Here is a 23,131-nt window from a genome sequence, read left to right as displayed (position 1 = left end):
TATGGAAGATCGATTATATCAAACGGAAGCCATAGATGCTGTATTCGGGGAGTGGAATAGAGGTATACAAAAAACTCTCTTGGTAATGGTTACGGGTGGCGGAAAAACGATTGTCTTTGCAAAGATCACTGAGGGTTGCGTTCGTGAAGGTGAGCGAGTTTTGATACTCGCCCACCGGGGCGAACTCCTCGATCAGGCAGCAGACAAGATGAAGAAAGCTACAGGGCTAGGTTGTGCTGTTGAGAAAGCCGAAAACTCATGTCTTGAAAGTTGGTACCGGGTTGTCGTTGGATCCGTGCAAACCCTTATGAGAGAAAGCCGACTCAAGCAATTCCCGCCTGACTTCTTCGACAAGATTATCGTTGATGAAGCGCATCACTGTTTATCGGATAGCTATCAAAGAATCCTCAACTATTTTAATAAGGCCAAGGTGCTCGGAGTTACCGCAACTCCTGACAGAGGTGATATGCGGAACCTTGGGCAGTATTTTGAAACCTTGGCCTATGAATACACGCTGCCAAGAGCAATTAAAGAAGGCTATCTTTGCCCGATTAAGGCCCAGACCATACCTCTTAAACTTGATCTCTCCGGAGTAAGCCAACAGGCAGGAGACTTTAAATCCTCAGACTTAGGAAATGCCCTTGATCCATATCTTTATCAAATCGCTGAAGAGATGGCGAAGTGCTGCATGGATCGAAAAACTGTAGTTTTCCTGCCATTAATCAAAACTAGTCAAAAATTCCGAGATATCCTTAACTCCAAAGGTTTTAGCGCGGCGGAAGTTAACGGCAATAGTGATGACCGCGAGAAAGTACTTAAAGACTTCGAAGATGGTAAATACAATGTTCTCTGCAACTCCATGTTACTTACGGAAGGTTGGGATTGCCCTTCTGTGGATTGCATCGTCGTATTAAGGCCAACAAAGATTCGAAGTCTTTATGTTCAAATGGTCGGGCGAGGCACCCGTCTATTCGATGGCAAAGATTATTTATTGCTCTTAGACTTCCTATGGCATACAGAACGCCACGAACTTTGTCATCCAGCCCACTTGATCTGCGAATCTCAAGAAGTCGCTGAAATTATGACTAAGAACATCGAAGAAGCCGGTTGCCCGATTGATATACAAGAAGCTGAAGTGAAAGCCACAGAGGACGCGGTGGCCGCCAGGGAAGAAGCCTTGGCTAAACAGCTCCAAGAAATGAAGAACCGTAAGCGTAAGCTCGTGGATCCGCTGCAGTTCGAAATGAGTATTCAAGCTGAAGACCTCGTTGGTTATGTACCGGCATTTGGATGGGAATTAGGTCCACCTACAGAGAAGCAAATTCAGACCCTTGAGAAATTAGGCATTTTTCCAGATCAGATTGAGTCGGCAGGGAAGGCTGCAAAGCTTCTTGACAGGCTAGATAAACGTCGCAATGAAGGCTTAACAACACCAAAACAAATTCGATTCCTTGAGGGCAGGGGCTTTGAACACGTTGGAACCTGGCAATTTGAAGCAGCCAAAAAGCTTATTGACCGAATCGCTGCCAATGGCTGGCGAGTACCGCACGATATTTCACCACATGAGTATAAACCAGAATAATAAACCAATTTTCAATTCTGGAGGGACATTAACATAAAAACGACTTGCCCAATAATTTTAAGAGCAAGTCATTCTTAGTCGATTGATTTAGTCTAGATTACTTCCGTCAATAGCCACCGTGCTGCATAAAAAACTGCTTATATATATCTTCATATTTCTTAGAATCATTTTGCTTTAATTCTTCTAAACTTTGTCCTGTAGTTGAGGATAAATAGAGATCCAAATTTTGATTAAAGGAACGCATTTCATTGTTATCTAAAAAAAGAATATCCCAACCATCACTGTCGCTTAAGCATCTTCGATAAGAAACAACGGTTTGTCTAAGGTCATTAAATGCATGCATAGAAAAAGGAGATTCACAATTTGGACAACATAAACTCTTTTTAGTAAGCAAATTATGGACTTCCATTTGAAAAGTAGTTAGGCATTTTGGACATTTAAAACTTATTACCCGCATATATACCCTCCTAATTTTTTTAGTAATTCCTAATACTTCCATATATATAATAATAATTCCTTCAATACTTTAGATTTTCGGAGGATTAATATGTCGACCAAAACTAACTTTAGAACAAAGGTATTGGAGTCAAGCTATGAATACCAATAAGCAATATGATTTGCAAGAGATATTGCACCACATTGATCCCTCTTTACTTAATTATCAAGAATGGACAAGCGTCGGAATGGCCCTAAAAGAAGCAGGTCATACTGCTGCTGATTGGGATGCCTGGAGCAAGAGAGACATTAAACGTTATCACGCCGGAGAATGTTTTCGTAAGTGGGACAGCTTTCACGGAACAACTAAGCCGGTCACGGGTGGCACAATCGTTCAATTGGCAAAAGACCAAGGTTGGAGACCTGAGCGAAATACAGAAAGCTATGAACTTGAATGGAACGCTATTATTGGCAACAAAGATGAACTCGTGGTTATCAACAAAAACTGGATTGAAGGTCGAGAGATCAATGAACCCTATTCATGGAACCCAGTTGAAGAATTAATTAAATATCTCTCAATTTTATTTGAAGCATCTGAAAATGTTGGATACGTCACAGAAAGCTGGGAGAAGGATGGAAAATACTTACCTACAAAGGGATGCTGGGATCGTACAGCCGGGGAGCTAATCCAGCAACTAAACCAGTGTAACGGTGATATCGGTTCAGTTATTGGAGACTGCAAGCCAGAAGTTGGCGCCTGGATCCGGTTTAATCCTCTAGATGGAAGTGGAGTTAAAAATGAAAATGTCACAGAGTTTCGATATGCCTTAGTTGAATCGGATGACATGGAAATCGATAAACAAAATGCCATTATCCGGGAGCTTGAATTGCCGGTAGCCTGCCTTGTTCATAGTGGGAAGAAAAGCCTTCATGCCATCGTGAAGATTGAGGCTGCCAACTATGACGAATATCGGAAACGTGTCGATTACCTATATTCAGTCCTAAAGAAAAACGGACTAAATGTGGATACCCAGAACCGAAATCCTTCCAGACTTTCACGGATGCCCGGGGTTATGCGTAACGGTCAAAAGCAGTTTCTTGTTGATACCAACATAGGCAAAGAGAGCTGGAAAGACTGGCAAGAATGGATTGAAGGTATTAATGATGATTTACCGGAGCCCGAGAGCTTAGAAAGTGTGTGGGATGATCTTCCCAAGCTTTCTGATGAACTAATCGAAGGACTTCTTCGGCAAGGTCATAAAATGCTTATCGCTGGCCCTTCAAAAGCAGCTAAATCATTCTCGCTTATAGAATTATGCTGTGCTATTGCCGAGGGCAAGAAGTGGTTAAATTGGGCTTGTGCTCAAGGAAAGATCATGTATGTAAACTTAGAACTTGACCGGCCCAGTTGCCTTCATCGATTTAAGGATGTTTATCAAGCTCTGGGATGGGAACCTAAGAACCTAGGAAACATTGATATTTGGAATTTGCGCGGGAAGTCAGTTCCTATGGATAAACTAGCGCCTAAGCTTATCCGGAGAGCTACCAAGAAAAATTATATTGCTATCATCATTGACCCAATTTATAAGGTCATTACGGGCGATGAAAACAGTGCTGATCAGATGGCAAACTTCTGTAATCAGTTTGATAGGGTATGTACGGAGCTGGGAGCTGCCGTGATCTATTGCCACCATCACTCAAAAGGAAGCCAGGGTAACAAGCGAAGCATGGACCGTGCATCAGGCTCTGGAGTATTTGCCCGGGATCCGGATGCACTTATGGACCTCATTGAGCTTGAGCTTAATGAAGATATTCTCAAACAGGAAGAGAACAAAGCTGTCTGTAAGGTTTGTGAGTCATGGCTCAGGAAACATGTTCAACACTGGGAAAATGAAGTCTCTCAGGATGATTTATGCAGTGAAAAGGCCATGCTTGAGGTCTGTAAAAAGCTTTTAAATGCAGAGCTATATAAAGCCATGGAGAAGGAAGTAAGCTGCACCAGAAGGTCAGTTAAGCAGCGGACAGCATGGCGTATCGACGGAACATTGAGGGAGTTTCCAAAGTTCAATCCCGTCAATTTGTGGTTTGATTATCCAATTCATTATGTTGATGAGGTTGGTAGCCTCAAAGATGTCGATGCTGATGGTTCAGGTCCAGCATGGAAACGTGCCATAGGTAAACGAAAGTCAAGAGAAAGCAAATCAAATGACCGCAAAAGAGCTGTTGAAGTTGCCTATGAAGCATGTAGTTTTGGGGGACAAGTTACCATTCAGGCTATGGCTGAGTACATGGGTGTGACAGAAAAGACCGTTAGAAATCGAATCAAGGAACACGGAAGCTTTGTTATTGATGAAAGTAACGTAGGGAAGAAAAAAACGTAATTTACGTTATTTTCCCTAAAACTTTCCCTAGGGAAACGAGGGAAAAAATACGTTATTTCCCCTTTCTCTCATAGGGAAAAAATCAAGGAAAAAAACGCTATTACGTATTTTTCCCGATAAATTTTCCTAAGGCAGTTTGAGGGAAAAAATTGAGGGAAAAAAACACAAAACACGTTTTTTTCCGTAGGGAAAAAAAACAGGGAAAAAAACGTATATAAATATACATTTCTTTCTTTCCCTCACGCGGTCACGGGGGAAAGTAGTCGTCCGCCACATGCGCGGGCGACGACCTCCTTCCCCTGTCCGTGACTAAAAAGAATTTTCCTTAGAGTGACGACAGAAAAGTAAAAAAATGCAAGAAGGTTTTGTGGCATGGAAAATCCTAAAGTCAGTTCTAAATTGATGTGCGCGAAGCAAATGCCAGAATTGAAACATAGAGTTGGTGATGGTGAATTCGATATTACAAAAAGTGAAGTTTGTAAATGGTTAATGAGCCAGCCGGATATCATTGATTATATCTTTGATAAAATTCGTGGTAATAAATATCGAGAACCTTTGATTGTTTATGATCCGGAACGTGGGACATATCGGGGTGCCGAATTTAAGATTTAAGGGAGGTTCAAGGAAGATGGATGCTAATACAAAATTAATTGCCGTTGAAGAGTTCAATGGCAAATTCAAAATAAACGAAGATTACAGACCAATTGCTGAAGCGTTGCATGCGAAGTTTAAGGAGCTCGAATATGTGCCGGTCAAAAATATTCTATTCATCGAGAACATGGAGGATAAGCGAAAGAAAAATAATTCAGTGGTTTATGCTCAGATAAGCAAAATGCCGCCAAAGTTCGAAGAGATTATTTATCAGGTCACTGGGAAGTATTTCGAGTACATGCTGGAGATCTTCAAGGAAAACACCTACGCAATGAGTCGAGAACAGATTGTGGCATTGATCTATCACGAACTTAGGCATATCCAGCTGGTACAAAAGAAGGACGGTCCGGAAATTGATATTGTTGCCCATGAGGTTGAAGAATGGATTAATATGGTCGAAAAGCTTGGCCTTAATTGGCAAGGAACTATGAGTCAAATACCTAATCTGTTAGCTGATGGAGTCAACTGGGAAACCATCGAAGGACCAATGAATCTCTTTCCAGCTGAAACATCTTTGAAGCTGGTGAAGTAAGATGCGGACCGAGTTCTTCATGTCGATGATTCCTCCGACCGAAACGCATCAAGAGAAAAAAGTAAATATCAAAGCAAGTACCAAAAAAGGGAAACCAATATTTTATAACCCAACTGAGCTTAAGGCTGCCAGAGCTAAACTTGAAGCAAACCTCGCGGGACATAAGCCTGAGAAAAAATACACTGGTCCAATCAGGTTGATGGTGAAGTGGTGTTTCCCGATGACGGGTAAGCATCAGGACGGTGAATACAAAACAACAAAGCCCGATACTGATAACCTCCAGAAAATGCTTAAGGACGTTATGACAGACCTTGGTTTCTGGACCGATGACGCTTTGGTAGCCAGTGAAATAGTTGAAAAGTTTTGGGCAAAGATCCCGGGTATTTATGTCGTCATCGAGAGTCTTTGAAAGCTGGTGGGAAGATGCTGAAAGAATCTAAGCATCCAAGGGATCCAAGGCCAGACTTAGTAAGGGATCATCGGCTTTGGGAAATCGTGCTTTATAACTGCTGGCATCTTAAGGAAAACGATTTGTACTTTTTGCTTCATGGTATCAGGTGTGGTGGGGCTGAGATTACAAAAACTCAAACAAGCTACACATTGATGCCTGGTGAATGGAGTGATACAGAGTGGGACGAGATCAAGCGAAATAATTTAAGCCCGCTGAAGATTGATCTAATGCTTGTTTTCAAGCTTACTAGGGTTGGTAAGGTAACGGATGAGAAGCCGCCAGAGGAGTTTTTGAGAAAGTGAGGGAGAAATAATGCATTTCGAAGTAACGGGTGATGGTGCAAAAATAGTTTCCGACGTTTGCACAGAACTTCAAAAAACCATGACAAAATGGCCTTTGTTTAATTCACGACATGAGGGATACGGAGTCATCCTTGAGGAACTTGATGAGCTTTGGGATGAAGTGAAGAAACGTAACCCGGACGTTAAAAATATGCGATCCGAGGCGGTGCAAGTAGCTGCTATGGCGATGAAGTTTATTATGTCGATGGAGAATGAGTGGGAGCTGAAGGTACAAGAAATTGATCCCACTTTGATGGTTTGCGAAAACTGCAACAATAGGCCACTAGGAAACGATATTCCTGAGATATGTGAGAGATGTGAAGATAACGAATGGGGAAGACCGAGTAATTTTGTTCGGAGGAGAAAATCATGAGCGATAACAACACCTGCCAATGTTGCGGCAATAAATTGATCCACGAATCAGGATGCGTTCATTGCCCAGTGTGTGGATGGAGTGCTTGTGGATAAACTGCTGATAACTCTGTGGACAACCTGTGAGTTTAAGTGTGGATAAGTAAGAGGTGATAGAACATGGATTGCCCTAATGACTGGACAGATTGTAAACTTTGTGCCTATTGGGATGATCGAGATAAAATTTGCGCCTATGTTCCAGAAGAAGAACTATCTGAAAGTGAACTAGCAAAGGATCTTGGCATAAATATCCCATCCATCAGAGAAACGTGGTTTGAACGATTCTCGCGAATGAACGAGGATGAGCGATGGGAGGAGTATTATAAACATCATTCAGATGATCTTATTTCGAAAGAGCCGTATAAGGCGATGGCAGGAGCCGTGGAGCATGGTGGCGGGAGCAAGTCGGGGAAAAAACATAAGAAACCTAAAAAGGATTTACCAGAATATCTTAAATCATTTGGGCAATAACCTGTGTAATCACTTGCATAAAGTTGATAAAATATGCTATACTTGACGTATACAGTACGCCCTTCTGTGGGAAATCAGAAGGGCTATTTTCATGTCTATTTATAGGCGTTCCGAAAGGAGCGCCTTTTCTATTTGTTAAGGCGGGTGATTGCAGGATGGGCGAACAGGCTTTTTCGTGCGTGGGTTTTACGCCAAAGAGAAAAGGGGCTGCCGTTAATTGCGGTAACTGTGAAAACTGGAAGAATGCGAGTTGCTCGGTCCGGGCAATACTGGATGAGCTGTACGAGGAGAGCCCAAAGTTTAGGGCTTATGATATGATGATGCGAACAAATAGAGGAATTAATTATAGTTCGAGTTGAGGTGATGGGGTATGGAAAAAAATGAAGTACAGCAAGTCGAGAGTACGACTAAGCTTAGACCATTAACCCCAAAGCAACAACGTTTTGTCGAAGAATATTTGATTGATTTGAACGCGACTGCTGCGGCGATTAGGGCTGGGTATTCACCGGACACAGCAAAGGAAATTGGTTGCGAGAACTTATCGAAACTTAACGTTCGTGCGTACGTAGATATTGCCCTTGCAGAACGATCCAAACGCACAGGCGTTAATGCTGAGGTAGTAGTAAGGGAACTAGCTAGAATAGCCTTAGCGAACCCTGCAAGAGTTGTGGCTGAAGATGGGAGCATCATAGATGGAGCATCAGAAGATGACCTTGCAGCAATTCAAGCAATAAAAGTTAAGACTAAACAAACAAAAGCTGGCGTAGAAGTAGAAAGAGAAATACGCTTTAGCGATAAAAACAAAGCCTTAGAGCTACTTGGTAAGCATCTTGGCATGTTTATCGAACGAAAAGAACTTACCGGCAAAGATGGTGGGCCAATACAGCTTGAGGCCATGACAACCGAGCAGCGAGAGCAACGAATCAAGGAGCTAATAGACAAGCGTGAGGAATAAAAAATGTATTTCCTGCGTGGACTTTAAGCCTTAAATGTCTTCAAATAGGCAGTCAAGAAGTAGAGTAAAATAGAGTAATTCAGAGGTAACATGAGATCGCTTATGCTTGCCGAAACACTTAAAACTGGCTGTTATTTTAACTTATCAAAAACACTAAAACCGTCCAATTTGAAGGAATACGGCCTTAGATCAGGATTCGATGATTACGCTACTTTACATAGTGGCCATTATCGGACCCAAGTAAATTACTTGGGTTTATTTTGTTGCCAGAGTTTGAGGTGTCATAAATGGCATTATCATCACAAGAAGAAACCGAATTACTCCAATTGCTTGAGCTTAGCGAGCAGGAAAAAGAGAAAGAAAATAAATTCAAACCGCAACCCGGTCCGCAGGAGATGTTCTTGAACACGACTGCGGACATTGCTTTATATGGCGGGGCTGCAGGCGGCGGTAAGACGTATGCCTTACTGCTTGAGAATCTGCGCCATACTGATAATCCGCGTTTTGGTTCAGTGATATTCCGGAGGAATTCAAACCAGATCATGACTGAAGGTGGCCTGTGGGATAATGCTTGCGAGCTTTACCCGTTAAAGGGCGCTGAACCAAAGCTAACACCAAGGCCTGTCATGGTCTTCCCGACAGGCGCTAAAGTGTCTTTTGCTCACTTGCAGTACGAGGCAGATATTCACGGATGGCAAGGCAGTCAGGTCCCCCTTTTGTGCTTCGATGAATTAACTCACTTTACAAAAAAGCAGTTTTTTTACATGCTTTCTCGGAACCGTTCAACCTGCGGTGTTAAGCCTTATATAAGGGCTACAACAAACCCTGAAGCGGATTCATGGGTTGGTGAGTTCATTGATTGGTGGATTGATGATAATGGTTATCCGATACCGGAGCGCTCAGGCGTTATCCGGTATTTTATTGTCATTAACGATGAAGTCTTATGGGCAGATAGACGCGAAGAGTTAGCAGAGAACTATGGCGTAAGAGTTGAAGATACAAAGTCTTTCACGTTCATAGCTTCTTCGATCCATGACAACAAGATCTTACTCGAACAGGATCCCGGATACTTGGCAAATCTTAACGCTTTGTCTTCCGTGGAAAAAGGCCGATTGCTGTTTGGTAACTGGAAGATCAAGCCTTCAGCAGGTATGTATTTCAAGCGTGAGCAGGCTACAATAGTTACTTCCGTTCCTGGAAGAATCGTAAGAATATGCCGAGCTTGGGACTTAGCAGCCAGTATACCAACTCCAGAAAATCCTTCGCCAGATGCCACGGCTGGCGTTCTGATAGGGCGATTGGATGATGGAAGATATATTGTGCTTGATGTGATTAACGGCCGCTGGAAGTCCAATGACGTGCGCAAAAAGGTAAAAGATACTGCCGGTGCCGATTACTTTAGATATCCGGGTACTAAAATTCGATTGCCTCAGGATCCTGGGCAAGCAGGGAAAGAACAGGCAGAATCATACGTTAGTTTTCTAGCGGGCTATTCAGTAAAAGCAAAACCTGTCTCTGGTGACAAAATAACCCGCGCAGAGCCGTTTTCATCACAATGGCAAGCTGGAAACGTCTTAATCTTAGCAGGACCATGGAATGAGGCCTATTTTACCGAGTTAGAATCATTCCCCGATGGTGCTCACGATGATGACGTGGACGCTTCGTCGGATGCATTCTCAGCGGTAGCACCTAACGGTATCAGTCTAGTAGCCCGTGTTGTTGGTCAATCAGCGGCCAGTCAGATTAATTGGTAAAGGAGGCGATGGATATTGGCAGTGCCAAGTAAGATAGTCGGGCAGATCGGCTCACAGCTTTATACAACGTTTATTCTGTTTGACAAGGCCATCGCTAACCCAGACAGCGCAAATGTAGTTGAATACGAGAGGATGCTTGACTCGGATGAAACCGTTGCCGCAGGTATCGAGTTTATGATCTTATCGACACTGAATAAGCTCGATATGTACAGGAATGAGTCAAACCCGCAAATAGAAACGTTCATCAATGAGTCTTTTGAGGGTATGCGAGGAACGCTCGTTGAGACAGTTGCCGATATTCTTAGTGCTATTTGGGCTGGTTACAGCGGTTCAGAGATCGTGTATAAACCTGATGGGGCTAAAATGCGCTGGGATTACATTGCCACATATCATCCCCGAACAGTGTTTTTCAATATCGACAAAGAAACAGGTCGCTTGGATCAAGATGAACCGATAACCCAGTTTCGCTGGTTTGCGGGTTCTCCAGTCAAGATTCCCAAAAATAAGTGTATTGTTTATAGCCATAACATGAGGTTCGGCAATTGGTATGGGACTTCTCAGCTGAGAGCAGCACGGAAGAATTGGCTCTTAAAGGACCCGGTGCTTAAAATGTGGGTGAATGCGGTCGATAAATTTGGTACACCGCTAATTGCGGCTATGGTCCCGAACGATGATATTCGGGATCCAGATAAACCGTATAACGATGACGGATCTGAAAACCGCATTCAGCAGATTGACTATATGGCTCGGCTGCTTACGAATATTCAAAGCGGTACTGGTTTAGCTATGGGAAGCGGAACTGGCGACCAGAAGGTTGACATTAAAACGTTAACCGGAACCGGGGCAGGCGTTGGCGAGGCATTTACCGGGATTATTAGTTATCTTAACCGAGCTATTTTTCGTTCAATGCTTGTGCCATCACTTTTGTTCGAAGAAGGCCAGAATTCCGGTTCCTATGCTCTTGGCCAAGCACACTTTGACATGTATGGTATGATGCTCGACAGCATTTATAAACGGTTAACTGAAACACTCTTGGAATGGCTTGTGCGGCCACTCATTGAGATGAACTTTGGACCTCAGAAAAATTACGGTGAATTTCCCGAACGTGAAATGAGCGAAACAGACCGAAACGTGATCGCTGGTATTTTTATGCAGATGACTAATGCGGGCTACTTGGATGCTACTCACCAAGAAGATTTTGACCACGTTCGCGGATCTCTCGGCTTTCCGGAACGTAAGTTAGACCCTAAGCCAGATCCGAGTAAAGCGGCTGCACTCATGGGACAGTACAATCATTACGCACGCGGGGAACCAGGGCAAGACAAAACTGCCGGTTCTGCTAAGCCTCAGCCGGATATTCCAGAACTCGGAGCTGTTCAGGGGGCGCCGGTATGAACGAATGGGAACGCAACATCAAACAGCGCTTGATGGATAGCGAATATCATTTTTTGAGTGATTATGATCGCTGGTTGCATACAGCATTCACTCAGATCTCGATGGGGGGTGATGAACATGTTATTCACGGATTTCACATTACGGGCGTTGGTCAGCGCTTGTCGTCAATTCTTGCTAAGCATTCAGCGATGTCTTTCGCGATGGGCCAAGCTGATGCGGACGAAGATTGCAAACGCCTTAAAGTCCGCAAGTTGGCAGACCTTCCGAGGATTATCTTCTCGGCGGGGAAGGACTTTACCCCCCAGGACGCTATTAAGGTGTTACAAAATCGCTCCATTGCGCTTGCCGGTGACGTCGAAAGCAGTATTGTTTCCCAGGTCAAGGCGGTATTGCTAGGGCACCTAACAGGAGAGCTTACCAGGCCACAGGCTGAACAACAAATAGCTGACCTGTTACAGACCAATATGAACCGTGCTAGCCTTATTGTTACGACGGAAACGACGTATGCTTACAACCATGGCCGGCTGATGCAGTATCGAGGTAATGGTGTGGACTACGTTCAGTATCGAGCCGTTATGGACGGGCGAACCTGTAGCATATGTTCTAGCCGCAATGGGCTGATAGCGCCTATAGATGAGATAGGGGCCGATACTCCTCCAGTTCATGGGCGATGTCGCTGTGTATTATCTCCAGTGTTCAGCTCACTTCAGCCACAGCTAATGACTCCAGAGGCTTTGGATTGGTCAAATGTTGCGCCGCTGCCTAAAGGATGGGTTTCTGACGATGTGTCTAAGGCATCTGGTAGGGTATTTGATGCTGTAAAGCCCCACAATGCAAATGCGCTAATCAACTATGACAAAGTTATTATTGACCGTAACAAAATTACTGGATATACTTTAAATAAATTACATCCAGTAGGTACACATAAGGCTTTATTAATTGATCGTTTGTTAGGATATAACGAGAGTAATAGCGATGATTTTATTAGATTTATACGAAAACAATTGCCCAATTTTCCGGCGAAAGAAAAGTCATCGAATACTTATGGGACTATGTATGAGGTAGTTATGGTCGTACCCGATCTTAAAGGGCGTCCGGTTAAACTAGTTACAGCTTGGAATGTCGATAGCGGGGCAGATCCACGATTTAAGTATACCGGAGTACCTCGTTATATATCGGCGTATATTAAGAAATGAGGTGAGCAGAGTGGGTATCCGGGAGTTTGATGTGGTGGAAATTACAAAAGACGTAGTTGTGAAAAGCGATGGTGTAGTCATTACATATGCACCTGGAACACGCGCTGCTGTTCTCGAAGTTTTTCAGCCACCCCTACGGTATTTGATTGAGTTTGTTTCATCTGATGGCAGTGATGTAAATCAAGCGCTTGTTGGGCCATTGGATGTGAAACTTGTTCAATAATAAATTGCATATTTGATTAAGAAGAGTCGCCAAAAGGCGGCTCTTTTAATTTGCCAGAAAAGATGGGCATCATAAGTAAAGAGGTGGTGATAATTATGCCGGATTTAAGTAAAATATCAACAAAATCCTTGGTCGATGAACTGCGTAATCGTGAAGCAGTCCAAGAAATAACAGCAGAGCCCTATCAAGAATTTGAGGTCAGAGTTGAGTCTGAGAGAATTGATAGTATCCCTAAAAGTGGCCCTGCTGTTATTTTAGTTATTTGGGATTAGCGAATTTTTGTTGTCGGATATTTATTTTTAATATTAGCGTGAAAGAACTTTCCATGAGACGATGCTGTCATCAGTAATTGGTAAGTGGCGCTTGATACTCCTGTATATTGATATACGCCGCCAGAATTGAATTCGATTTCAAGTGTTGTGTATAACGTGTCGTACCCTATAGAACGAATATCTGTGGAATTTACGTATTGACGTTGCACTGTGCTCACCTCCTTTTGTGGTTAATAATTCCATAGAAGGAGGACAAAACCTTTCGAAAGGAGTTGAAATTCGATTGTTATGGTCAAAAGAATATGTAGACAAGCTGCCTGATTCGTCATTTGCCCATATCTCACCTGGCGGGAAGAAGGATTCTGAAGGGAAGACCACGCCGCGAAGTTTAAGACATCTACCATACAAAGATTCAGATGGAAAGCCCAATGAAGCTCATGTGAAAGATGCTCTTGCACGATTAGATCAGACTCAAATACCGGCGTCCGCTAAGGAAGAAGCTTTCGGAAAGCTTAAAGGTGCTGCGAAAGAGCTGGGAGTTGGCGTCGATACTACTCGGAAATTCAGCGATATGCGGCCGATGAAAATACCAGTCGGGCGAATCGGAGAATGGAAGCATCCCAAATATGGAGTACTTAAGATGTCACAGCAAACGTTTGACGATATGGTTCGAAACTTTAAAGACAAAACAATTGGTCGAGATCCGTTTGTGAGAATTGGTCACAACAAAGGAACCGGCGATACTTGGGGTGACGTTCCGTCCGAGGGATGGATTCAAGATCTCCAACAAGAAGGAGACGTGCTGTACGCTCTGGCAGATCCGACAAACCCGCAAGTCGTAGAAGCAGTCCGGAATGGACGCTTTAAGTACGCAAGCCCCGAATACGAAGAAAATTATCAAAGTAAAGAAGATGGCTCATTCAAAGGCGCAGTGCTTTTAGCATTAGCTCTCACGAATGAGCCTTTTCTAACCCATTTACCCGAGGCACGGGCTCTGGCAGATCCGCCAGACACATTCTATCTTGATTATGAGGAGGTAAAGCCAAAAATGGGAGAAGAGATGAAAGATTTACTGGATCAACAAAAAGAAACCAATGGTTTTTTACGAAAGCTTGCTGACTTTTTTACAGGTAAAAAGCCGGAAGATGTTACGCCCCCCGCTGGAGGAATTCCTGCGGCCGCGACGCCACCTACGCAAACGGCTGAGCAAGTTAAATTAGCAGAAATGCAGTTTCAACTTGCTACTACGCAATTCCAGCTTCGGACAGCAGAAGTGGAGCGCAGGTTGGCTGAGTATACAGCAAAGGGTATTCCCCCCGCTGTGCTGGAACAATATCGCCTCATCTTGTTATCTGATAACGGCGAAAAGGTTATCAAGCTGGCGGATGAAAAAGGGGCAGAGAAGACAGTTTCTGTTTCCGAACAGATCTATGCCTCTCTGGATGCGTTTCCAGAAGCCAGTCGCATTAAGTTGTCCCAAGTAGGAGAGCAGACCACGCCGCCCCCGGCTGATTCCCCTGAGGCTGTAAAGAAGCTGGCAGACGAAACCATGACTGAGCTTGGGTACTCGGTTGATGAAAAAGGCCACTATAAACTGGCCTAATCTTGAAGGAGGTATAACAAATGAGTTGGACAGAAAATTGGAATCCAGCGGTTCCTGGAGAAGTCGACGGCCTGCAGTATTCGGATAAGCAGATTATCCTTAATGCAGATCATCACATCAAAGATCGAATTACGGTGACGATTGCCCCCAATACCGGCGATCTAGACAAAGGAACTATCCTTGGAGCGGGTACCGCAGATGGATTATTCCGCCCGGTTCTTCGTACGACTGTTCCCGCAGCGGTTGCTCCTGCAAATCCTCAGGTCATTGCTGTAGCGGTTAACACCGGTAGCAAATTTAAATTAGGACAAACAGTTTCTGCAATGAGCTCAACAACGGGAGCAGTACAGGCCCTTGGGACAATTACTGCGATTAACGGCGATAATATCACTGTACAAACCGAATTGACTGCGGCTCTGGCTGCAAACGATTGGCTTTATGTTTCTGACGGATCTCAAAAAGCGCTTGCGATCCTGGCCGATGTGGTCATGGATGCGGCTGCTAATAAGATTTCCAACGCTTATGTAGCCGGGAAGTTTATTCAATCGCAGCTTGTCGGAGTTGATTCGATTGCCCTAAGCGATCTCAAGGCTCGGTCCATTCCCTACACCATCGGCGGTGTCGCGGATAACATTTTAGTGGTATAAGGAGGGGTAAACAATGCCAAACTTGACGTTCCCAACAACTCAGGAAATTAACCATATCGTCCGTAACATCATTACAGATCCGACAAAATACCGAGGCATGGAATTCTGCCCGGTTGTTTCGGCTTATGCTGCACGCATTCAGGTCGACGTAATCAACGCAACCTACGGCATCACACCGCCGCACGCTTTGAACGCCGAGCCGAAGGTGGCAACGCTAACCGGCCAGTCCGTCCGCGACTATGCGACAGGATACTGGCGTGAGACCTATCGCCTCAATGAGGAAGAATTACTCTATGCTCGACAAGAAGGTACGTACAACGAGCGTGCCGGACGGCTTCGTGTGATGCGACGTGCTACAGAGCTTAATACTCGGCTGGATACTCGCGTTGAGCAACTGCGCTGGTCTGCTTTGGTGAATGGTAAAGTCCAGGTCAACGACAATGGCGTAAACTACACCGTGGATATGAAGATCCCCAATAGCAACAAAGTCACACTGCCATGGATTAGTAACCCTGAACAAAACATAGCCCAGGATATCGCGGCACTTCAAGAGCTCTTTTTCGGTACGGGTGCTGTTCTTGATACCATCTATCTAAGCCATCAAGTGGCTAAAGCCCTTGCTCTCAACGCAACCTTAATGGACATGTTGAAGCAAAGTGTCTATGCGACTAACCTGTCTGCTTCTAATATTTCTAAAGCACTCCATCTTTTGTTCCCAGAGGTGAATTTTGAGGTATACGCTGAAGGGTATAGCCCGGATGGTAAAGCGTTCACTCAATTCTTACCGGCGGGTAGTTTTGTTGGCGTTGGCAAAGGCAATGAGGTCGGTATGGACTTCTGTACAACTCTTGCGCTTCAGAATGGTGGCATGGATAATCCTCAGCCGGGTAAGTTCTCAGCTATTGAAGACAAATCCGCAAATGAGAAAAATCCTTTCGTGGATGTTACTGTCGGCATCAATGGTTTGCCTCGTGTTCATCACCCGAACTGGTACATTAGCGGTACAGCTAGCTAGGAGGGGTAAATATGCCCTATTGTGTACCTTCAGACGTAACGGCTCTGAATAAGCTCTTTCAAGCATCACCAACGATATTTACAGATTCGTACGTTCAAACCTTTATCGATAAGGCTGTAGCAAGACTAAACAACTTGTTGCAGCCTCATTATGTTGTACCTTTGGAAGATCCGGTACCGCCGATCATTAACTCAATTGCGGCAGATATGGCCGCTGCGCTTCTTTGTCAGACGCATTTTTCTGGCGTGAATTACAGAGAAAATACGCCGATGGCTGAAGTCTATCGCAAGCGCGCGGAGTCGGACCTGGAGTATGTTCTGGAAAATTCCACCCTGGATGATTTTGAAAATGTAGTAAAACAGCAGCCGGATGCTCCTGAAATGCGTCGGGCGATTGCTTCGACAACACCTCATCCCAACCAACGCGTTCAAGGGCGTTTAAAACAGTTTGACTGGGCTACTCAATCGCCCCTCTCGAATGTGAGGGAATGGCCGTGAGTAATGTTGAGATCAAGATTGAGGCAAAAGGCATTGACACGGTTCAAAACGTTTTGGAGTCAATGGCCGTCCGTGGCGTTCGTCTAAGTCCGCTTATGGGTCGTATTGGAATTGCTTTAATTGCTTCGGTTCATGAGAACTTTGCAATGGAAGGTCGACCAAAATGGAAGCCGCTTAGTGCAAAGACGGCTGCGTCTTATCAAGCTTCGGCTGTTCAAAAAGCACAGAGTACGAAGAGATGGCAGAGTGCGAAAAAGGAATCAACAAAGCGGAGCATTGAGTCTTCAAGAGTAGAGAAGGACGTAGGCGGCCACAAGATACTGGTCCAGAGCGGAGAGCTGCGTCAGAGCATTGTTCTTGGAGAGGTAACAGACTCCAGTGTTGTGATTGGTTCCTCTCTCCCTTATGCCCGCATTCATCAGCTCGGGGGCACGATTGGGCCGATTACGATTAAGCCGAAGGATAAGCAAGCGCTAGTGATCCCAACGGCAAACGGTACTATTATCCGGCGCTCTGCGAATATTCCCGAACGCAAAATTCCAGCTCGCCCGTACCTCGCAATTCAACTTGAAGATATTGCCGTGATCGAGCGCTTAACGATGGCCTATATCCGAGAAGGAACGTGATTAAATGCTTGATGATATTCTTAATGCGATCACAGCGGCTATCCAAGCGGATACGTTGTTGCCTGAGCCTATAATAACCTTTCATAAGGTCGAGGGTATGATTCCTGGTCTCGAAACGACATGTAGTGTTTGGGTTCCCAAACAAAACTTCAAACCCTATACCAATGACGATGACGAAGTGGACGCTAAAATTCATATTGGTATTGGCCTTCAGGATATGGACCCTGAGAATGGAGAAGCCCGCATTCGCGCCTTGGCCGAGGAAATACGATTACTTCTTACGGCAGACACCCCAAGATTAGGAGGACTGCTTGACGATAGCTTTCTTTCTGAATGGGAGTTCGCGACAGTCAATGCGAGCCAAACTGAGGTTCTTCATCTTGGTGAAGCCGTATGGGAAGTAACGTATTATGGACCTCGTACACGATCCATTACGCCGTCTGAGCCGATGGAAGAACTTGATTTTACTGAAATTATGACGATAGGAGGTTAAGCCAATGCAAGAACCACAATATGTGGTGCCTCGAATAGATCTTATCGAGAAACCGCAAGCAACGAACCAGCAGCCGAATGTAAGCATGGGAAGCATCGGTCTGGTTGGGACGTTTAGCTGGGGACCTGTAGGGGTACCTATTCGAGCTTATGCTGAACAGTCATTCAAAGATATTTTTGGCGGTTATACAGCAGGATTAACCGGCTGGCTTTCATTACATGGAATTTATAAACAAAACAAGAGTGCAGATGTGACCGTAATACGTATCGCTGGAGCTTCCGCAGCGAAAGCGTCGTTAACGACGAACGACTCAACCAGTAAGCCTTCGGTTGTTGTTACTGCGTTGTACCCTGGGACTAAACCAATCTCAGTGTCATGGCAGGCAGGAACAGCTCCGAGTACGGTTAAGTTAATTGTCATTGCAGACGGCACTTCGCAGATCTATGACAATCTTACGCTAACCAACTTAAATACGGTTGTTGACTCGAATGTAAGTGTAGCTGCGGCATCAGGAGCAAATGCATTGCCGGTACCCATTAGCGCGACACCGTTAACTGGCGGGGATGACGGAGCCACTACGCAAGATTCGGATTATGTCACTGGCCTTAATGCCCTCTCGAATGTGCCGGTGCACATTGTTTTGTGTGCGCAACAGTCCAGTGCAACGATACAGGCTGCTCTTCTTGCGATGGGAGCCAACACAAACGTCGCAAATGGTCTGTGTTTCCCAGTTCTTAATATGCCAAGCGGTCAGGCCAAGATAGCTACAGTTACAGCCATGGCAAGCCTTCAGGGATTACGTGGGATTATGGCATCGCCTTGGGGGACGTTTGACGATTTGTCGGGTGTAGTGGTTGCTACGGACGGCCATTATGCCGGTGTGCTTTCGAATATCCTGGCGTGTGAAAGCCCATCGAATCAAGTTGTTCAAGGATTATCCAGTTTGGAGATTGCATATGACGATGACGACGTTTTCGATCTTACGAAGGCACGAGTAAGCCCGATTACGCTCGATCTGCTAACCGGTGATTTTGTTATCCGAAATGGCGTGAATATGTTTGTGATGCCGACGGATGGCAGCAGTGACGATTGGTCGCAGATCAACGTTCGCCGTGAATTCGATAAGCTTGAAACTGAAATTTATATTGGAACTCAGTGGGCAAAATCGAGCACGGATCCAAAGTTACCTCAGCAGTTAGCAACATGGATTGATAATCACCTCTTGACGGCCAAGACGAAAAATGAAGAGATTACTGATTATCAGCCAACGACGGCTTATCGCGATTCAAATAATCAGCGCCGGGTTGTTACTTCAATAAGCGTTCAACCGTTATTTGCGGCTGACTTTATTGATAACTACATTGCGCAGTGGAGCGGGGCGAGTTCATCATGAGCGTAACTATTCTTAAGCACTGTCCAGGCTGTGGGAAATGCGTCCGTCCTGGCGTTTGCCCGACAAACGCAATTGCAATTAATGATGGTAAAGCTGTTATCGGAGAAGGCTGTATTGAGTGCGGACTTTGTATTTCTGCTTGCCCGATAGGATTAATTAAAGCCGAAAAAAAGCCTGCGGAAGTTAAAAAATCTGATGGGCTTAAGGAGCCTGAGGAAATTAAAGAACCTAAATATCAAGAAGATTTAAGTACCGAACAGAACAGAGAGGAGGAACAGCATGAACAGACCAGTACAGGGTCATGACGTTTCTGCTAGTGTAATGGGTCCTAATGGCCCAGAGCTTGCCGGTGAGTGGCAAGAGGTTGATATTAACATTGCTAATGCAGTGGAGACCTATCAAACCCTCAACAGTCGGATGCCTATCTTATTGGATGGCGATATCACTCTTGATGGGACGCTTAAACGAGGCTGGTTGGATATGAACATCGTAGCGGCCACTGTGGGAACTGGCAATTTGCAGCCAGGACAGAACATCCCGGCGAGTCCCCGGTTTGTAATTACAACCACTATTAACGCGCCAGACAAAGGATTGAACGGGACATATCAGCTCACAGGTGTCATTATTGATAAAACCGCCCTTTCTATCAAGCAAGGTAAAGGCGTAGTGGAGAGCAACCTTTCGTTTAAAGCGGAAGGGCTTATTGAAGCGTAACTATTAAACAAAACCAAGGAGGAAAAGATCATGTCGCAAGTTTATGGACCCTTAACATTACCATCAGGGAAAGTTATTAAATTTCGAAATCCAACAGGTTTAGACCGGATGAATGTCACTCAGATGGTTCCAATGGATCAGGATAACGTTGTTACAGGTAGCTTACTGATTAATCTCTACGTTCAGGCGAAAGTCGTAACGGAGGTTGATGGGAAAGTTCCAGATCCCAACTATAAAAATCTGTTTAACGAATGGAACGATATGGATGTTCAGTACTATCAAGCTGTTCATTCTGAAATGTTCGGTATGACAGAAGCAAAAATGGCGGATGCAAAGGAGAAAGCAGCTTTTTTGCTCGGGAACTCGACCTCTACAGATGGGTTCAGCTCGCAAAGCCTTGCCAGTGCTCCATCGACCGATGGCTCAGCCTCAACAGCGATCTAAAAGAGGCTATGTGGGAGTCATTTGTTTGGTTGCAAGATGAGTTAAACAAAGATTAAGACGTACCTAGAAGTAAAGCTGCTCTCTATATGAGGGCGGTTTTGTTGTGGATACATCTGGAAGGTGAGGAGGGGTGATAATGGCCGGTGCGGATTTTACAGTATCTATGGTAATTAGGGCCGTAAACGAGATGGCTCCAGCTATCCAGCAGGCTGCAAGACAAGTTGAGACATTACAGACACAAATAAACACGATGAATGCCGCATCAAATAGAGGCTCTTGGTTTGATGGTGCTATTTCGGGACTTGATAAAGTCAGTGGCAAATTAAAATCTGCACAGGACGCTATGGATAAGCTGGTCAAATCCGGTACCCATGATCTGATAACTGGCGCCATCATGGCAGCTCCTCTTGTTGGGGCTGTCAAGGCGGCGGCGGGTGTGCAGGATACACAGATGCAGCTTAAGCTTACCGGGATGACAGATGGGCAAGTGAATAACCTTACTAGCCAAGCTCAGAACACAATGCGAAATACGAGGTTTAACACTGGACAAATACTCGGCATTGATCAGGCATTAACTCAGGCAGGGATGGATTATAACAAAATTCAGAATGTCGGAACAACTGCTACTTACCTTTCAGAGCTTGAGACAAACCGTAACGGTGCCGATCCGCAGACGACAGCAAAACAGTTCGCGCAGATGACGGAGCAGTTGCAAATTGCTATGGACCCCGCAAAAGTAAAACAATTGGCGGAGCAGGTTAACCGTATCGCAACCGTTACAAATTCGAATGTCGGGACGTTATCGGACAGTTCGCGATATTTTAATATGGTTGGAACTATTCAGGGCTTAACGCCGTCAGATATTATGCTTACCCAGGGGCTTGCAGCTCGTTATGGGCTGGAGGGTTCGATGGGGGGGACGAATCTTAAGGACTTCTTCCAGCGATTAAATCCAATGAGCCATATGGGTACGATGATGGGTAAACCTATTGTAAATGCTTTTGCGCAAATGGGTTGGCTTAAGGGGGCTACGTACGACAAAAAGGGGAATGTCGCGGGCATAACAGGCGACGTCTTTCACGACTCGAAAGGGAATCTAGTTGGTGCTAGCCAGATCTTTAGCGTTCTAGGACAAACCTATCAGAAGATGGGAAATAAAGAGCAGTTCAATGCATTAATGACGCGTGTCTTTGGCCAACAGGGTCAGGCTATCGCTTCAGCTGTAGCGCAAAACCCACAATACTTTGCTCAGATGCAACAGCAAATGGCGAAAGTTCCAACTATTGATCAGAGTGTTGATATAAACAAAGGGAAGGTCAGCCAACAATTCACGACATTCATTTCTACTCTCGAAGACTTTGGCCGTCAAGTAGGAACTATGCTTCTCCCGTCCCTTACAAACGATTTTGCTGCTCTAAACAAGGAACTCCCGAAATTCCAGAGTTTTATTGATAAGCATAAAGGACTCGTTGAAACTTTGGCTAAGATATGGGGAGGCTTAGCGGCTTTTAAGATTGGAAGCGGCATTGCTAAGATTGCTGTTGGTGCACCTCTCAGAGAATTATTCGGAGCTGGCCGTGGAATAGCGGGTGTTGTAAAAGGCGGTTTAAAGATCGGTAAGGGAATCTCTAATACGGGAAAAGTTTACTCTGAATTTCGCCAGCTTGGAGCAGGAAGGTTAACATCTTTATTTGCGGGTCTTGAGGATTCATCCCCATTAATTAAACGCATAGGAGGAATTGCCGGTAAGGGCTGGGGGGGTATTAAAAAAGGCGCTGGAATAGTTGGCGGAGGCATTAAAAGCTTAGGTACGATGGTCGGAAGCAAAGGCTTATCCACTCTAAAAACTGCAGGTGGTGCTATGAAGACCTTTGGCTCGAATGCCTTGAGTGCAGCAAAATCAGTTGGCCAGCTTGCGCTAGGTATCGGTAAATCAACTCTTGCAATGGCGGCCAATGCGGTTAAAACTGTAGCAGTAAAAGCGGCTCAGTTAGCAGTCGCAGCCGCGAGTAAAACATGGGCGGCAGTGCAATGGCTCGTAAATGCAGCTATGACAGCCAATCCAATCGGAATTGTCATTGTGGTCATCGCGGCGCTTGTTGCGGGTATTATACTTATGATTACTCACTGGAAGCAAGTAAGCGCCGTAATAGGCGTAGTGTGGAACTGGATGAAACAGTTTGCGTCAAATATTGGCAACACGTTTTCAAACCTTTGGCATCAAGCGGTTGATTGGGGCGGCAATATAGTAAAAGGACTTTGGCAAGGGATTACTAACTTCGCGGGTTGGATCGGAGGCCGAATAAGTAATTTTGCTAGTAAGTATATTGCCGGTCCATTCAAGTCTTTCCTTGGCATTCATTCGCCATCCGTTGTCTTTGCCGGTTATGGGATGAATATTGTCCAAGGCCTTGCGAACGGAATTGATAATAATTCTTCGAGAGCCGAAGCCGCGGCTAAGAGGATGTCTGGACGTACTGCGTCAGTCGGTTCATTTGGCAGTAGAGGCCACGGAGGAAACGCGCCGACTCAGATCATTCATAATTACAATGTTTCTTCGACGAATCCTAAAGGGGCAGCGAGGGAGATCAGAAATACACAGGATAAGTATTATCGATCAGCACTTCCTTTACAACCAACGAGATGAGG

At 44.9% G+C, this 23,131-nt stretch carries 27 protein-coding genes; 25 read left to right on the top strand and 2 right to left on the bottom strand.

The window, feature by feature from the left end; all coding sequences use genetic code 11:
- Position 1: 1 nt before the first annotated feature.
- Complete coding sequence (locus tag DEAC_RS08425; protein ID WP_047809604.1) at positions 2-1,582, top strand: DEAD/DEAH box helicase; 1,581 nt, start codon at positions 2-4, stop codon at positions 1,580-1,582.
- Positions 1,583-1,688: 106 nt separating this feature from the next.
- Here the strand turns inward: DEAC_RS08425 and DEAC_RS08420 are convergent, their stop codons facing one another.
- The gene (locus DEAC_RS08420) at positions 1,689-2,039 is read right to left on the bottom strand and encodes a hypothetical protein (RefSeq protein WP_047809603.1); all 351 of its coding nucleotides are present in this window, start codon (positions 2,037-2,039) and stop codon (positions 1,689-1,691) included.
- A 136-nt stretch (positions 2,040-2,175) separates the two neighbouring features.
- On the opposite strand from DEAC_RS08420, the gene DEAC_RS08415 reads away from it, so the two are divergent.
- The 13 genes from DEAC_RS08415 to DEAC_RS23240 all read left to right on the top strand — a co-directional run bounded on the left by DEAC_RS08415 (position 2,176) and on the right by DEAC_RS23240 (position 13,050).
- The gene (locus DEAC_RS08415; RefSeq protein WP_047809602.1) at positions 2,176-4,398 is read left to right on the top strand and encodes an AAA family ATPase; all 2,223 of its coding nucleotides are present in this window, start codon (positions 2,176-2,178) and stop codon (positions 4,396-4,398) included.
- A gap of 372 nt (positions 4,399-4,770) precedes the next feature.
- On the top strand, positions 4,771-5,010 hold the full coding sequence (locus tag DEAC_RS08410; RefSeq protein WP_047809601.1) for a hypothetical protein: 240 nt from the start codon (positions 4,771-4,773) through the stop codon (positions 5,008-5,010).
- A gap of 16 nt (positions 5,011-5,026) precedes the next feature.
- Positions 5,027-5,581, top strand: coding sequence for a putative metallopeptidase (locus DEAC_RS08405; protein ID WP_047809600.1), 555 nt, complete (start codon positions 5,027-5,029; stop codon positions 5,579-5,581).
- Between the two features lie 25 nt (positions 5,582-5,606).
- Positions 5,607-5,990, top strand: coding sequence for a RusA family crossover junction endodeoxyribonuclease (locus DEAC_RS08400; protein WP_345788154.1), 384 nt, complete (start codon positions 5,607-5,609; stop codon positions 5,988-5,990).
- On the top strand, positions 5,987-6,334 hold the full coding sequence (locus DEAC_RS08395; protein WP_053006341.1) for a hypothetical protein: 348 nt from the start codon (positions 5,987-5,989) through the stop codon (positions 6,332-6,334). Before DEAC_RS08400 ends, DEAC_RS08395 begins: the two co-directional genes overlap by 4 nt.
- Positions 6,335-6,344: 10 nt before the next feature.
- Positions 6,345-6,746 carry a hypothetical protein gene (locus DEAC_RS08390; protein WP_047809597.1) on the top strand — a complete coding sequence of 134 codons (402 nt, stop codon included), beginning with the start codon at positions 6,345-6,347 and terminating at the stop codon, positions 6,744-6,746.
- Between the two features lie 158 nt (positions 6,747-6,904).
- Positions 6,905-7,255, top strand: coding sequence for a hypothetical protein (locus DEAC_RS08385; RefSeq protein WP_047809596.1), 351 nt, complete (start codon positions 6,905-6,907; stop codon positions 7,253-7,255).
- Positions 7,256-7,625: 370 nt separating this feature from the next.
- A complete protein-coding gene (locus DEAC_RS08375) occupies positions 7,626-8,210 on the top strand; it encodes a terminase small subunit (protein WP_047809594.1) in 585 nt (194 codons plus the stop codon).
- A gap of 287 nt (positions 8,211-8,497) precedes the next feature.
- Positions 8,498-9,964: a phage terminase large subunit gene (gene terL, locus DEAC_RS08370; protein WP_083995987.1), complete on the top strand. Its 1,467-nt coding sequence runs from the start codon at positions 8,498-8,500 to the stop codon at positions 9,962-9,964.
- Between the two features lie 21 nt (positions 9,965-9,985).
- A complete protein-coding gene (locus tag DEAC_RS08365) occupies positions 9,986-11,359 on the top strand; it encodes a phage portal protein family protein (protein WP_242847112.1) in 1,374 nt (457 codons plus the stop codon).
- Between the two features lie 32 nt (positions 11,360-11,391).
- Entirely contained in the window at positions 11,392-12,555 is a 1,164-nt protein-coding gene (locus DEAC_RS22145) for a minor capsid protein (RefSeq protein WP_161796428.1), read from the top strand.
- A 1-nt stretch (position 12,556) separates the two neighbouring features.
- Complete coding sequence (locus DEAC_RS08355) at positions 12,557-12,778, top strand: hypothetical protein (RefSeq protein WP_152671371.1); 222 nt, start codon at positions 12,557-12,559, stop codon at positions 12,776-12,778.
- 95 nt (positions 12,779-12,873) lie between these two features.
- Positions 12,874-13,050 (top strand): BC1881 family protein, encoded by a 177-nt coding sequence (locus DEAC_RS23240; RefSeq protein ID WP_161796427.1) that lies wholly within the window; start codon positions 12,874-12,876, stop codon positions 13,048-13,050.
- Here the strand turns inward: DEAC_RS23240 and DEAC_RS08350 are convergent.
- A complete protein-coding gene (locus tag DEAC_RS08350) occupies positions 13,047-13,259 on the bottom strand; it encodes a KTSC domain-containing protein (protein WP_047809592.1) in 213 nt (70 codons plus the stop codon). The two genes, DEAC_RS23240 and DEAC_RS08350, sit on opposite strands and share 4 nt — an antisense overlap.
- A 74-nt stretch (positions 13,260-13,333) precedes the next feature.
- Here DEAC_RS08350 and DEAC_RS08345 point away from each other — a divergent pair, with 74 nt between their 5' ends.
- The 11 genes from DEAC_RS08345 to DEAC_RS08295 all read left to right on the top strand — a co-directional run bounded on the left by DEAC_RS08345 (position 13,334) and on the right by DEAC_RS08295 (position 23,129).
- Positions 13,334-14,653 carry a phage protease gene (locus tag DEAC_RS08345; protein ID WP_053006338.1) on the top strand — a complete coding sequence of 440 codons (1,320 nt, stop codon included), beginning with the start codon at positions 13,334-13,336 and terminating at the stop codon, positions 14,651-14,653.
- A gap of 20 nt (positions 14,654-14,673) precedes the next feature.
- Positions 14,674-15,300: a hypothetical protein gene (locus DEAC_RS08340; RefSeq protein WP_047809591.1), complete on the top strand. Its 627-nt coding sequence runs from the start codon at positions 14,674-14,676 to the stop codon at positions 15,298-15,300.
- Between the two features lie 13 nt (positions 15,301-15,313).
- Positions 15,314-16,315: a major capsid protein gene (locus DEAC_RS08335; RefSeq protein WP_047809590.1), complete on the top strand. Its 1,002-nt coding sequence runs from the start codon at positions 15,314-15,316 to the stop codon at positions 16,313-16,315.
- Between the two features lie 11 nt (positions 16,316-16,326).
- A complete protein-coding gene (locus DEAC_RS22140) occupies positions 16,327-16,812 on the top strand; it encodes a phage protein Gp36 family protein (protein WP_053006337.1) in 486 nt (161 codons plus the stop codon).
- Entirely contained in the window at positions 16,809-17,438 is a 630-nt protein-coding gene (locus DEAC_RS08325; RefSeq protein ID WP_053006336.1) for a phage virion morphogenesis family protein, read from the top strand. The genes DEAC_RS22140 and DEAC_RS08325 overlap by 4 nt, the downstream gene beginning before the upstream one ends.
- 4 nt (positions 17,439-17,442) lie before the next feature.
- Complete coding sequence (locus DEAC_RS08320) at positions 17,443-17,931, top strand: hypothetical protein (RefSeq protein ID WP_047809588.1); 489 nt, start codon at positions 17,443-17,445, stop codon at positions 17,929-17,931.
- 4 nt (positions 17,932-17,935) lie between these two features.
- On the top strand, positions 17,936-19,324 hold the full coding sequence (locus DEAC_RS08315) for a hypothetical protein (RefSeq protein WP_047809587.1): 1,389 nt from the start codon (positions 17,936-17,938) through the stop codon (positions 19,322-19,324).
- A complete protein-coding gene (locus tag DEAC_RS08310) occupies positions 19,321-19,629 on the top strand; it encodes a 4Fe-4S dicluster domain-containing protein (protein WP_047809586.1) in 309 nt (102 codons plus the stop codon). The genes DEAC_RS08315 and DEAC_RS08310 overlap by 4 nt, the downstream gene beginning before the upstream one ends.
- Positions 19,604-20,038 carry a hypothetical protein gene (locus DEAC_RS08305; protein WP_047809585.1) on the top strand — a complete coding sequence of 145 codons (435 nt, stop codon included), beginning with the start codon at positions 19,604-19,606 and terminating at the stop codon, positions 20,036-20,038. Before DEAC_RS08310 ends, DEAC_RS08305 begins: the two co-directional genes overlap by 26 nt.
- A gap of 30 nt (positions 20,039-20,068) precedes the next feature.
- On the top strand, positions 20,069-20,482 hold the full coding sequence (locus DEAC_RS08300; protein ID WP_047809584.1) for a hypothetical protein: 414 nt from the start codon (positions 20,069-20,071) through the stop codon (positions 20,480-20,482).
- A 136-nt stretch (positions 20,483-20,618) separates the two neighbouring features.
- Positions 20,619-23,129 carry a phage tail tape measure protein gene (locus DEAC_RS08295; RefSeq protein ID WP_047809583.1) on the top strand — a complete coding sequence of 837 codons (2,511 nt, stop codon included), beginning with the start codon at positions 20,619-20,621 and terminating at the stop codon, positions 23,127-23,129.
- Positions 23,130-23,131: the final 2 nt, after the last annotated feature.

Origin of the sequence: Desulfosporosinus acididurans (genome assembly GCF_001029285.1) — a bacterium.
In the GTDB taxonomy this organism is placed as follows: domain Bacteria; phylum Bacillota; class Desulfitobacteriia; order Desulfitobacteriales; family Desulfitobacteriaceae; genus Desulfosporosinus; species Desulfosporosinus acididurans.
Note: the sequence above shows the minus strand (reverse complement) of the source record. Positions and strands in the feature narration are given on the sequence as shown.

What these genes read in the sequence shown, in the direction of transcription:
- DEAC_RS08415 (WP_047809602.1), top strand. Translation starts at nt 2,176, where the DNA reads ATGAATACCAATAAGCAATATGATTTGCAAGAGATATTGCACCACATT.
- DEAC_RS08385 (WP_047809596.1), top strand. Translation starts at nt 6,905, where the DNA reads ATGGATTGCCCTAATGACTGGACAGATTGTAAACTTTGTGCCTATTGG.
- DEAC_RS08305 (WP_047809585.1), top strand. Translation starts at nt 19,604, where the DNA reads ATGAACAGACCAGTACAGGGTCATGACGTTTCTGCTAGTGTAATGGGT.
- DEAC_RS22145 (WP_161796428.1), top strand. Translation starts at nt 11,392, where the DNA reads ATGGATAGCGAATATCATTTTTTGAGTGATTATGATCGCTGGTTGCAT.
- DEAC_RS08390 (WP_047809597.1), top strand. Translation starts at nt 6,345, where the DNA reads ATGCATTTCGAAGTAACGGGTGATGGTGCAAAAATAGTTTCCGACGTT.
- terL (WP_083995987.1), top strand. Translation starts at nt 8,498, where the DNA reads ATGGCATTATCATCACAAGAAGAAACCGAATTACTCCAATTGCTTGAG.
- DEAC_RS08300 (WP_047809584.1), top strand. Translation starts at nt 20,069, where the DNA reads ATGTCGCAAGTTTATGGACCCTTAACATTACCATCAGGGAAAGTTATT.
- DEAC_RS08425 (WP_047809604.1), top strand. Translation starts at nt 2, where the DNA reads ATGGAAGATCGATTATATCAAACGGAAGCCATAGATGCTGTATTCGGG.
- DEAC_RS08310 (WP_047809586.1), top strand. Translation starts at nt 19,321, where the DNA reads ATGAGCGTAACTATTCTTAAGCACTGTCCAGGCTGTGGGAAATGCGTC.
- DEAC_RS08335 (WP_047809590.1), top strand. Translation starts at nt 15,314, where the DNA reads ATGCCAAACTTGACGTTCCCAACAACTCAGGAAATTAACCATATCGTC.
- DEAC_RS23240 (WP_161796427.1), top strand. Translation starts at nt 12,874, where the DNA reads ATGCCGGATTTAAGTAAAATATCAACAAAATCCTTGGTCGATGAACTG.
- DEAC_RS08410 (WP_047809601.1), top strand. Translation starts at nt 4,771, where the DNA reads ATGGAAAATCCTAAAGTCAGTTCTAAATTGATGTGCGCGAAGCAAATG.
- DEAC_RS08340 (WP_047809591.1), top strand. Translation starts at nt 14,674, where the DNA reads ATGAGTTGGACAGAAAATTGGAATCCAGCGGTTCCTGGAGAAGTCGAC.
- DEAC_RS08320 (WP_047809588.1), top strand. Translation starts at nt 17,443, where the DNA reads ATGCTTGATGATATTCTTAATGCGATCACAGCGGCTATCCAAGCGGAT.
- DEAC_RS22140 (WP_053006337.1), top strand. Translation starts at nt 16,327, where the DNA reads ATGCCCTATTGTGTACCTTCAGACGTAACGGCTCTGAATAAGCTCTTT.
- DEAC_RS08295 (WP_047809583.1), top strand. Translation starts at nt 20,619, where the DNA reads ATGGCCGGTGCGGATTTTACAGTATCTATGGTAATTAGGGCCGTAAAC.
- DEAC_RS08315 (WP_047809587.1), top strand. Translation starts at nt 17,936, where the DNA reads ATGCAAGAACCACAATATGTGGTGCCTCGAATAGATCTTATCGAGAAA.
- DEAC_RS08420 (WP_047809603.1), bottom strand. Translation starts at nt 2,039, where the DNA reads ATGCGGGTAATAAGTTTTAAATGTCCAAAATGCCTAACTACTTTTCAA.
- DEAC_RS08405 (WP_047809600.1), top strand. Translation starts at nt 5,027, where the DNA reads ATGGATGCTAATACAAAATTAATTGCCGTTGAAGAGTTCAATGGCAAA.
- DEAC_RS08400 (WP_345788154.1), top strand. Translation starts at nt 5,607, where the DNA reads ATGATTCCTCCGACCGAAACGCATCAAGAGAAAAAAGTAAATATCAAA.
- DEAC_RS08375 (WP_047809594.1), top strand. Translation starts at nt 7,626, where the DNA reads ATGGAAAAAAATGAAGTACAGCAAGTCGAGAGTACGACTAAGCTTAGA.